The organism is Tabrizicola sp. (assembly GCF_036781545.1).
GTDB lineage: Bacteria > Pseudomonadota > Alphaproteobacteria > Rhodobacterales > Rhodobacteraceae > Tabrizicola.
In genome coordinates, this window is the sequence record NZ_DAIQAT010000125.1 from 1 (window position 1) to 10265 (window position 10265).

At 66.8% G+C, this 10265-nt stretch carries 11 protein-coding genes; 3 read left to right on the top strand and 8 right to left on the bottom strand.

What is annotated here, in order from left to right; translation table 11 throughout:
* Positions 1–225, top strand: a 225-nt coding sequence (locus V7Q39_RS15610) for a hypothetical protein (protein WP_333817534.1), incomplete at its 5' end; no start/stop codon positions are given.
* Here V7Q39_RS15610 and V7Q39_RS15615 read toward each other — a convergent pair.
* Positions 210–602: a VOC family protein gene (locus V7Q39_RS15615; protein ID WP_333817535.1), complete on the bottom strand. Its 393-nt coding sequence runs from the start codon at positions 600–602 to the stop codon at positions 210–212. The genes V7Q39_RS15610 and V7Q39_RS15615 overlap by 16 nt on opposite strands.
* 277 nt (positions 603–879) lie before the next feature.
* On the opposite strand from V7Q39_RS15615, the gene V7Q39_RS15620 reads away from it, so the two are divergent.
* Positions 880–1983: a TRAP transporter substrate-binding protein gene (locus V7Q39_RS15620; protein WP_333817536.1), complete on the top strand. Its 1104-nt coding sequence runs from the start codon at positions 880–882 to the stop codon at positions 1981–1983.
* Positions 1984–2034: 51 nt separating this feature from the next.
* Here the strand turns inward: V7Q39_RS15620 and V7Q39_RS15625 are convergent, their stop codons facing one another.
* The 7 genes from V7Q39_RS15625 to V7Q39_RS15655 form a co-directional block, all read right to left on the bottom strand.
* A complete protein-coding gene (locus V7Q39_RS15625) occupies positions 2035–3720 on the bottom strand; it encodes a TRAP transporter large permease (RefSeq protein WP_333817537.1) in 1686 nt (561 codons plus the stop codon).
* Positions 3720–4334 carry a TRAP transporter small permease subunit gene (locus V7Q39_RS15630; protein WP_333817538.1) on the bottom strand — a complete coding sequence of 205 codons (615 nt, stop codon included), beginning with the start codon at positions 4332–4334 and terminating at the stop codon, positions 3720–3722. Before V7Q39_RS15630 ends, V7Q39_RS15625 begins: the two co-directional genes overlap by 1 nt.
* A gap of 117 nt (positions 4335–4451) precedes the next feature.
* Complete coding sequence (locus V7Q39_RS15635) at positions 4452–4796, bottom strand: winged helix-turn-helix transcriptional regulator (RefSeq protein ID WP_333817539.1); 345 nt, start codon at positions 4794–4796, stop codon at positions 4452–4454.
* 56 nt (positions 4797–4852) lie between these two features.
* The gene (locus V7Q39_RS15640; RefSeq protein WP_333817540.1) at positions 4853–5257 is read right to left on the bottom strand and encodes a VOC family protein; all 405 of its coding nucleotides are present in this window, start codon (positions 5255–5257) and stop codon (positions 4853–4855) included.
* Positions 5258–6085 (bottom strand): arginyltransferase, encoded by an 828-nt coding sequence (locus V7Q39_RS15645; protein ID WP_333817541.1) that lies wholly within the window; start codon positions 6083–6085, stop codon positions 5258–5260.
* 146 nt (positions 6086–6231) lie between these two features.
* Positions 6232–6717: a DUF2852 domain-containing protein gene (locus tag V7Q39_RS15650; RefSeq protein WP_333817542.1), complete on the bottom strand. Its 486-nt coding sequence runs from the start codon at positions 6715–6717 to the stop codon at positions 6232–6234.
* A 120-nt stretch (positions 6718–6837) separates the two neighbouring features.
* On the bottom strand, positions 6838–7305 hold the full coding sequence (locus tag V7Q39_RS15655; protein WP_333817543.1) for a YbaK/EbsC family protein: 468 nt from the start codon (positions 7303–7305) through the stop codon (positions 6838–6840).
* Positions 7306–7404: 99 nt separating this feature from the next.
* Here V7Q39_RS15655 and V7Q39_RS15660 point away from each other — a divergent pair, with 99 nt between their 5' ends.
* Positions 7405–10194: a glutamine-synthetase adenylyltransferase gene (locus tag V7Q39_RS15660; protein WP_333817544.1), complete on the top strand. Its 2790-nt coding sequence runs from the start codon at positions 7405–7407 to the stop codon at positions 10192–10194.
* The last annotated feature ends 71 nt before the right edge of the window (positions 10195–10265 follow it).

Genomic DNA, 10265 nt, shown 5'->3' on the forward strand with positions numbered 1-10265 from the left:
CACCGGCCCATGCGCTTCCTTCCTACGATGACAAGAAGTCTGGCCATTGGCCCATTCCCTTCACGTTCGGTCGGAACAGTAGGGGCGGATATGCCGGTCGTCAACCGGATTTGCAATACGAAAATGTCGCATTATGGCGCAGATTTTGAACTTTTATTGCGACAGGCTGTCGCGCTGCGCAACTTTCGCATTTCGGCTGGTGAGACCGGTCACTCCGGGCCATAACAGACCGCGTTCAGCTTGTTGCCGTCGGGGTCGCGGACGTAACCGGCGTAGAACGAAGGCCCATACTGCGGGCGCAGGCCCGGCGCACCCTCGTCCGTCCCGCCATGCGCCAGCGCGGCGGCATGGAAGGCGTCCACCGCCGCGCGGGTCGGTGCCACCAGGCTGACCATGGTGCCGTTGCCCACACTGGCCGGATTGCCGTCGAAGGGCGGGGTGATCCAGAGATGCGGGCCGGGGTCGTCCAGCCCCCAGGCCGCGCTGCTGCCGTCCGGGTCGTAGCCGGCGATCCGGGCATGGCCAAGCGGCGCCAGCGCCGCATCATAGAAGGCGATGGCGCGGGCGAGGTCGCGGGTGCCAAGCGAGATATAGCTGAACATCGGGTGCGATCCCCACCGGCTGATTCTGCCTTGGATTGAACGGCACTGCCCGGCAATCGGGCAATGCCGAAGACACAGGCATTTGCCCTCGGATCATAGTGCCGACAGGGGCGGGTTGAAAAGCGGCGCAGCGGATGACCCGGGGTAAAGGCAGGGTTTTCCGCCATGGCCGCAGATTTGGGTTCTCAAGCCACAGAAGGCTCTCTAGGGTTTCCCGACCAAAGCCCAGCCATGGGTGATCCGACCGGCGGCGGGCAGAACAGTGGAGGAGAACTGTATGGATCGACGCTCATTTCTGACCAAGGCTTCCGTTGGCGGGCTGGCAGCCGGAGCCGCGACGCTCGCAGCACCCGCCATCGCCCAGGAAGCCCCGACCGTGACCTGGCGTGTCACGTCCTCCTTCCCGAAATCGCTGGACACGATCTTCGGGGCGGCTGAAGTGATGTCGAACTATGTGTCGGAAGCGACCGATGGCAAATTCACCCTCCAGGTCTTCCCGGCAGGCGAACTGGTGCCCGGTCTGGAAGCGGCCGACGCGGTGTCATCCGGCACGGTCGAGGCCTGCCATACGGTGCCCTATTACTTCTGGGGCAAGGACCCGACCTACGCGCTTGGCGCGGCGGTTCCCTTCGGTCTGAACGCCAGGATGATGAACGCCTGGTTCTACCACGGCGGCGGCATCGACATGATGAACGAGTTCTACGCCACCCAGAACCTGATCGCCTTCCCCGCGGGGAATACCGGGGTGCAGATGGCGGGCTGGTACCGGAAAGAGATCAACTCGGTCGCCGACCTGCAGGGGCTGAAGATGCGGATCGGGGGCTTCGCCGGCAAGGTGATCGAGAAGCTGGGCGTCGTGCCGCAGCAGATTGCCGGCGGCGACATCTATCCCTCGCTTGAAAAGGGCACCATCGACGCGGCGGAATGGGTCGGTCCCTATGACGACGAGAAGCTCGGCTTCTACAAGGTCGCGCCCTACTACTATTACCCCGGCTGGTGGGAAGGCGGCCCGGCGATCGCGACGATGATCAACCTCGCGAAATGGGGCGAGTTGACCCCGGCCTATCAGGCGATCCTGAAGGCGGGCTGCTCGATGGCCAATGCCGACATGCTGTCGAACTATGACTGGAAGAACCCGACGGCGCTGAAATCGCTGGTCGCCAACGGCGCACAGCTGCGGCCGCTGCCGCAGGACGTGCTGTCGGCGGCCTTCGACGCGGCGAACGCGACCTATGCCGAGGTCTCGGCCACGAACGCGACCTTCAAGAAGATCAAGGACAGCCAGGATGCGTTCCGCCGCGACGCCTACCTGAACGCCCAGATCGCCGAATACAACTACGACGTCTTCATGATGACGCAGCAGCAGGCCGGCAAGCTGTAAGCGCGTCACAGAAAGCAAAGGCCCCGGAGGAAACTCCGGGGCCTTTTCGTTTCACGGGGTGACGACCGGTGCGCCGAGTTTCGGGCCGGGCAGGGCAGGGGCCGTGCCGACGCCGGGGGCGAGGGGGGTAAGGGTCGGCACCTTGATCTCGATGGTCGAAAGGTCCACCTCCGCCCCCTTGTAGTGCATGACCATCGACGGAAAGGCGATGGTGATCCCGACCATCAGCACCTGGATCACCACGAAGGGCACCGCGCCCCAGTAGATCTGCCCGGTCGTGACCCCCGCCAGCCGCGCCCCGGTGATCTTGTCGGTATAGGGCCCACGTGGCGCGACGGATCGCAGGTAGAACAGCGCAAAGCCGAAGGGCGGGTGCATGAACGAGGTCTGCATGTTCACCCCCAGGATCACCCCGAACCAGATCAGGTCGATCCCCAGCGCCGTGGCCGCCGGCGCGAGCAGCGGCACGATGATGAAGGCCAGTTCGAAGAAATCCAGGAAGAAGGCCAGGAAGAACACCAGGATCGAGACCACGATCAGGAACCCCAGCTGCCCGCCCGGCAGCGAGGTCAGCAGGTGCTCGACCCAGAGATGCCCGTTCACCCCGTAGAAGCTGAGCGAGAACACCCGCGCGCCCAGAAGGATGAACATCACGAACGAGGTCAGCTTGGTGGTCGCCAGAACCGCCTGATACATCAGGCTCCAGGTCAGCCGCCCCTTCATCGCGGTCAGGAAGAGCGCGCTCGCCGCCCCCATTGCCGCGCCTTCGGTGGGCGTGGCGATGCCAAGGAAGATCGTGCCCAGCACCAGGAAGATCAGCGCCATCGGCGGCATCATCACGATGATCACCTCTTGCGCCAGCCGCGACATCACCCCGGTCTTCAGCCTGCGGTCGGTGATCGCCACGATGTAGATGATGACCGAGGCGATCAGCGCGCCATAGACATCGGCATCGGCGCCCAGCCGATCGTAAAGCCAGAGATGCGCGGCATAGGCGACTACGCAGGACACTGCCAGCGCCACGATCAGCGAGGGCACGCCCGACCCCAGCGTCCGCGCCTCGGGCGGCAGCGCCGGCATCGACGAGGGCCGGATGATGGTCATGATCAGCACATAGACCATGTAGAGCCCGGTCAGCACCAGGCTGGGGACCAGCGAGCCCAGATACATGTCGCCCACCGACTTGCCCATCTGGTCGGCCAGCACGATCAGCACCAGCGAGGGCGGGATGATCTGCGCCAGCGTGCCCGAGGCGGCGATCACGCCGCTGGCGATGCGGCGGTCATAGCCATAGCGCAGCATGATCGGCAGCGAGATCAGCCCCATCGAGATCACAGTCGCAGCGACCACGCCCGCAGGCCCGCCCAGAAGCGCGCCGACGAAGATCACCGCATAGGCCAGTCCCCCGCGCACCGGGCCGAAGAGCTGGCCGATGGTGTCCAGCAGATCCTCGGCCATGCCGGATTTCTCCAGGATGAACCCCATGAAGGTGAAGAACGGGATCGCCAACAGCGTCTCGTTCGACATGACGCCCCAGAGCCGCGCGGGCATGGTGAACAGAAGCGGCCAGTCCAGCGTGATCGTGTGTTCCGACAAGGGGGCCAGCCAGACGCCGATGGCGAAGAACATGAGCCCGTTCGCGGCCAGAGAGAAAGCCACCGGATAGCCCAGAAGCAGGAAGACGATCAGGCTGGCGAACATGATCGGGGCCATGTTGACGGCGATAAGCTCCAGCATCAGCGCGTCTCCCGTCCGGGCTCGGGGGCAAGTTCGGCCACCGTCCGTGCCATCTGTTCGGCCTCGATCTCGGCGGCTTCATGGGCAGAGATGAAGGGATGCGGGTCTTCGATCACGCCGCGCATGACGGCAATCTTCTTGACGATTTCCGACAGGACCTGGGCGATCAGGATCAGGAAACCCGCGGCCAGGATCGCGCGGGCCGGCCAGATCAGCAGGCCCCCCGCGTTGGTCGAGATCTGGCCGATCTTGTAGGCCTGCCAGGTATAGGGGATCAGCATCCATGTCATCAGCACCACGAAGGGCAGGGCAAAGACGATATGGCCGACAAGGTCGATCCAGTGCTGGGTCCGGCGGCTGAGACTGCCATACAGGATGTCGACGCGGATATGTTCGTTCTGTTGCAGCGTATAGGCCGCCGCCCCCATGAAGGCGGCACCGAAGAGATACCACTGCATCTCCAGAAGCGAATTCGATGACCAGTTGAAAATCTTCCGCACGATGGCATTGCCCGAGCTGACGAGCACCGCCAGCAGGATCAGCCACATCACCGATTTTCCGATCACCTCGTTCACGCGGTCGATCCCGCGTGAGAACGCAAGCAATGCCTGCATCCGATCCCCCTCCCGTTGTCGGCCGCCCTTTGTTCGGCGTGCACGTGCAATTGCTAGGGCATGCGGACGCATCCGCCAAGCACTCAACCGCGGGTAGGGAAGATTCTTGACGTGAGGTCAGGCCGATGCACGATCCTTGAGCTTTTGCCCCACCTCGGCAATGGCGCGGACCACCGGCATGAATTCCTGCCCCAGCGCGGTCAGCGCATATTCGACCGTCGGCGACGAGGTCTCGGCGACGTTGCGCGACAGGATTCCCCGATCTTCCAGCTCGCGCAGGCGCTGGGTCAGCACCTTGGCCGAGATCAGCGGGATCGCGCTGCGCAGCTCCGAAAAGCGATGCGGCCCGCTGGCCAGATACCACAGGATATAGGGCGTCCAGGCCCCGCCGATGAAGGCCATGCAGTCCGTCAGCGGACACATCGGATGGGGCATGCGGTTCTTGCGGCGGATCACGGTCATGGCGGACCTCTCGGGCAGCTGGTTCCGAGATAGTCCTTTCCCCGCGTTACCGCAAGTTACCGCGCCTGTTGCTGCGCGGCTGGCGGCCCGATCAGGTCCCAGCGGTTGCCGAACGGGTCGCGCCAGACGGCGACGCTGCCGTAAGGTTCGTGCCGGGGCGTTTCCTCGAACACCACTCCCGCAGACAGCATCGCGGCATGATCGCGGGCGAAATCGTCGGTTTCCAGGAACAGGAACACCCGTCCCCCGGCCTGGTTGCCGATGGCGGCCTGCTGCACCGCCCCCTCGGCCCGGGCCAATAGCAGCCGCGTCCCGCCGCCCGGCGGCTCCACCGTGATCCAGCGCTTGCGGCCCTGGTCCACATCCTCGACCAGCCGGAAGCCCAGCTTGCCCACATAGAATGCGAGCCCGGCCTCATAATCCGGCACGACAAGCGCGATGGCGGAAAGCCGGGCGGGCATCTAGACCCGCGTGTCGGGCAGGCTGATCCGCGCCACCTGCTCGGCGATCGGGTCGACCGACAGCGGGTGCAGGTCGGCGGCATGGCTGGTCGGATCGCCCATCGCCACCCATTCGCCGGCCTTGTAGATCTCCAGCGCCGAGAAGCCCGCCTTGTAGCCCATCTTCCGGCTGCCCGGCACCCAGTAGCCGAGGTAGACATAGGGCAGGCCCGCCTCGCGCGCGATGGCGATGTGGTCGAGGATGACATAGGTGCCAAGGCTCATCTCGGTCAGGCCCGGGTCGTAAAAGCTGTAGACCATGCTGAGGCCGTCGTCGAAGACATCGGTCAGGCAGACCGCGGCCAGCGGGCGACCCTGTTCGCCGTCACCGGCGGGACGGGTATATTCGATGACCCGGCTCTTGATCGGCGTCTCCTCGATCATCGCGGCGAATTCGAAGATATCCATGTCGGCCATCCCGCCATCGGCGTGGCGGTCATCGAGGTAGCGGCGGAAAAGCTGGAACTGGTCTTCGGTGGCCCAGGGGCTGGTGGCATTGCGCTTGAGCATCGCGCCGCGCTTCAGGATGCGGCGCTGGGTCCGCGAGGGGATAAAATCCGCCACCCGGATACGGGCAGACAGGCAGGCCGAACATTCGGCGCAGGAGGGGCGGTACAGCACGTTCTGGCTGCGCCGGAACCCCTGTTTCGACAGGGTGTCGTTCAGCTTCTGCGCATGTTCGCCCTGCAGCGCGGTGAACAGCTTCCGCTCCATCCGCCCCGGCAGGTAGGGGCAGGGCTGCGGCGCCGTCACGTAGAACTGGGGCGTCAGGGGAAGGGAATGGCGCATCTGCTTTTGCGAAAGTCTTGATCGGGGACGAGCCTAGCAAGGCAAATCGCCCCCGCCAAGGGGCCAGTATGCCCGACAGCGGGCCGAAGATGAAAAGCCCGCCCGTGCGGGGACACGGGCGGGGCAGGGAGCTTGGGCCGGAGGGATCAGTATTCGCCCGGCCGCGCCCCCGGTTCGGCTTTCGTCTCGGTCGCGGCTTCGGCGGCATCCTGCGCGGCGGTGGTGCGGGCGCGCTCATCCATGAAGCTGTCGAACTCGGACTTGTCCTTGGAACTGCGGAGCCGTTGCAGGAAGGCCTCGAACGCCTCCTGTTCTTCCTCCAGGCGGCGCAGCGCCTGCGCCTTGTAGTCGTCGAAGGCGCGGTTGCCGGTCGGCTGGCCCGCGCGCATCGCGTGGCGGCCCCAGGCATGATGGTGGTCATGGTGGCGGCGGTGGCCGCAGGAACGTGCGAACATGTGTTTTCCCCAGATCATATACGCCAGAAGGGCAAGCCCCACGGGCCAGAAGATGATGAAGCCCAGGACCATGGCGGCGATCCAGGCCCATTTGCCGCGCTGGTCGAGCCAGGCTTCGGAGCGGCGGAAGGCGTTGCGGATCCCGCCAGGCCGGGCGGTGTCGGTCGTCGTGTACATCGGCGGGTCTCCAGTTGATGTGAAGATGTTTCACATGATCGAAGATGGCGCACTGCCGCCCCTCCCGCAAGGGGTGATGTGAAGTATTTTTACATGCGCCGGAGACTGGCGTCTTTCCGCCTATCCGGTGAAGGCGGCCGGGGTCGCACCCGTGGCCCGAAGCAACGCCTCGGGACCCACGCGGAACATGTGGCGCGGGGTGCCCGCCGCCGCCCAGACCTCGGCAAAGTCCAGCAGGCGCGGATCGAAGAACGACGGAGAAGGCGTCAGATGCCCCAAGGGCGCCACCCCGCCGATGGCGAAGCCGGTGACCCGCCGCACCACCTCCACCTCGGCCCGCGACAGCGCCTCTCCCGCCAGCGCCGCGGCCTTCGCAAGGTCCACCCGGTTGCCGCCCGCGGTCAGGAACAGGTACAGCTGTCCGCTCTCGCCCTGGAACAGGATCGACTTGACGATCTGGTCTACCGCGACCCCCGCCTCCGCCGCTGCGGCCTCTGCCGTGCGGATCTCGCCTTTCGCCTCGACCGGAGCGGGCGCAATACCCGCCGCCTGCAAGGCCGCCGCGACGCGGGCCAATGACTTCGACATCTCGCCTCCCCTTGTTGCGCCGACCCAACCACCCCGGCTTTCTCCGGTCAATCCGTTGAAGCGGTTGACCCTTCCGTTCCGCCGCAGCAAGGTCGCGGCATGACGCTCGCCGCCCGCATCACCCGCCTGCCCATCGCCTTCGACCCCGCCGCCGCTGCCGACCTGCGCGCCGACCTTCCCGGCTTCGCGCCCGAGGTGATGGAGCTGATGGCCGCGACCGCCGGATGCAGCCCCTATCTGCGCGGGTTGATGCTGCGCGAGGCCGACTGGCTGCGCGCGGCGGTGGAGGCACCGGACGCCGCCCTCGTCACCACCCTTGCCGCCGCCGATACCCTCACCGCCGAGGCGCTTCCCCTTGCCCTGCGCCAGGCCAAACGCCGCGTCGCCCTCCTCGCCGCGCTTAGCGATCTGGGTGGCGCCTGGACGCTGGAACAGGTCACCGGCGCGCTGACCGCCCTTGCCGACAAGGCCGTCCATCTGTCGCTCACCACTCTCGTCGCCGAGGAAATCCGCCGCGGCAAGCTGCCCGGCGCCACGCCCGACGACGCCGCCACCGCCGGGGGCATGGTCGCGCTTGCCATGGGCAAGATGGGGGCAGGGGAGCTCAACTACTCCTCCGACATCGACCTGATCTGTCTTTTCGACGAAACCCGCTATCCGGGCGAAGAGCAGGAGGCCCGCGCCAGCTTCATCAAGGTCACGCGGCGGATGACGGCAATCCTCTCCGACGCGACCGACGGCTATGTCTTCCGCTCCGACCTGCGCCTGCGCCCCGATGCCTCCGTCACCCCGGTCTGCCTGTCGATGGCCGCCGCCGAGGCCTATTACGAAGCCGAGGGCCGCACCTGGGAGCGCGCCGCCTATATCAAGGCCCGACCCTGCGGCGGGGACCTGGCAGCGGGCGAGCGCTTCCTCAAGACCCTCACCCCCTTCGTCTGGCGCAAGCATCTCGACTTCGTGGCGATCCAGGATGCGCATGACATGCGGCTGCGGATACGTGACCACCGGGGCCTGCACGGGCCGATCACGGTCGAGGGCCACAACATGAAGCTCGGTGCCGGGGGCATCCGCGAGATCGAGTTCTTCACCCAGACCCGTCAGCTGATCGCCGGGGGCCGCGACCCGAGCTTGCGCGACCGGACCACGGTCGGCGGGCTGGCTGCCCTGGCCGCGAAAGGCTGGATTCCGCCCGAAGTCGCCAGCGAACTGACAGTGCTCTACCGCGCCCATCGCGAGGTGGAACACCGGCTCCAGATGGTGAACGATGCCCAGACCCATTCCCTGCCGGCCAGCCCCGAAGGCGTCGCCCGAATCGCCGCCTTCTGCGGCCAATCCGAGGATGACTTCCGCCGCGACCTCCTCGACCGCCTCGCCGCGACCGACCGGCTGACCGAGGGCTTCTTCGCCCCCGGCGAGGTGGAGGACGGGCCGGAGCTTTCGGAGGCGTCCCGCAAGATCACCGAGGGGTGGCAGAGCTATCCCGCGCTGCGCTCTGACCGGGCACGGACGATCTTCCGTCGCCTCCGGCCCCGCATCCTGAAGGAACTAGCCCGCGCCGCCAACCCGGACGAGGCGTTGGTGGCGCTGGACGGCTTCCTTGCCGGGCTGCCCGCCGGCGTGCAGATCTTCGCTTTGTTCGAGGCCAACCCGACGCTGGTGGAGCTGATCGTCGACATCGCAGGCTCCGCCCCGGCGCTGGCCCGTTATCTGTCGCGCAACGCCTCGGTGCTGGATGGGGTGATTGGCGGCAGCTTCTGGGGCGACTGGCCGGGGGTCGCGGCCCTGCGCGCCGAACTGGCCGCCCGCATCGTCCCTGCGCCCGACTATGAGGCCCGGCTCGACATGGCGCGGCGCTGGATGAAGGAATGGCACTTCCGCATCGGCGTCCACCATCTGCGCGGGTTGATCGACGGGTTCGAGGCCGGGAAACACTATGCCGACCTGGCGGAAGCCGTGGTGCAGGTGATCTGGGCCGAAGTCACCGCGGATTTCGCGCTGAAGCACGGGCCCATGCCGGGGCGCGGCGCGGTGGTGATCGGCATGGGCAGCATGGGCGCGGCGCGGCTCAATGCGGGCTCCGACCTCGACCTGATCGTGATCTACGATGCCGCCGGGGTGGACAGCTCGGACGGTCCCCGCCCGCTGGCCACGCGTCCCTATTATTCGCGCCTGACCCAGGCCCTCGTCACCGCGCTGACCGCCCAGATGCCCGAGGGGCGGCTTTACGAGGTCGACATGCGGCTGCGTCCCTCGGGCCGCGCCGGGCCGGTGGCGACCAGCCTCTCCAGCTTCACCACCTACCAGGAGACCGAAGCCTGGACCTGGGAACATCTCGCCCTGACCCGCGCCCGCGTGCTGGCGGGAGAGCCGGTGCTGGCCGGAGAGGTCGAGACCTTTCGCCGGGAATTGCTTGCGGCGAAGGGGCGGGGCGCACGGGTGAAACCGGATGTGGCCGAAATGCGCGCGCGTCTGGCCGCGGCGAAACCGGCGCAGGGGGCCTGGGACGCGAAGAACGGCGCGGGCCGGATCATGGATATCGAGCTTGCCGCCCAGACCATCGCGCTCCTTACGGGCAGCCCCGCCCGCAGCGTCGAACGTCAGATCGCGGCGGGAGCAGGCCGCCAACTGCCGGATTCCGACGCGCAAGCCCTCGCCTCTGCCTACAGGCTCCTCTGGCGGCTCCATGCTGCGGCGCGGCTCCTGAGCGAGCGCGCGCTGGAGTGGGAGTCCCTGGGCGAAGGCGGTCGCGCCTTCATCCTGCGCGAGACCGGGGCAGGGGATGCGGATGCGCTTGCCGCCGATCTGGCACGGGCGACCCGGGAAGCAGAGGGCGCCGTGACGCGGCTGGTGGGGAAGACAGATGGGGAGACGGGCGATGGAACTGAGTGAGGCCGATCCGAAAGGCCTGGTGCGGGAAAGCTACCGGATCGAGGGGATCACCCTCGGCGAATGCCGGTCGA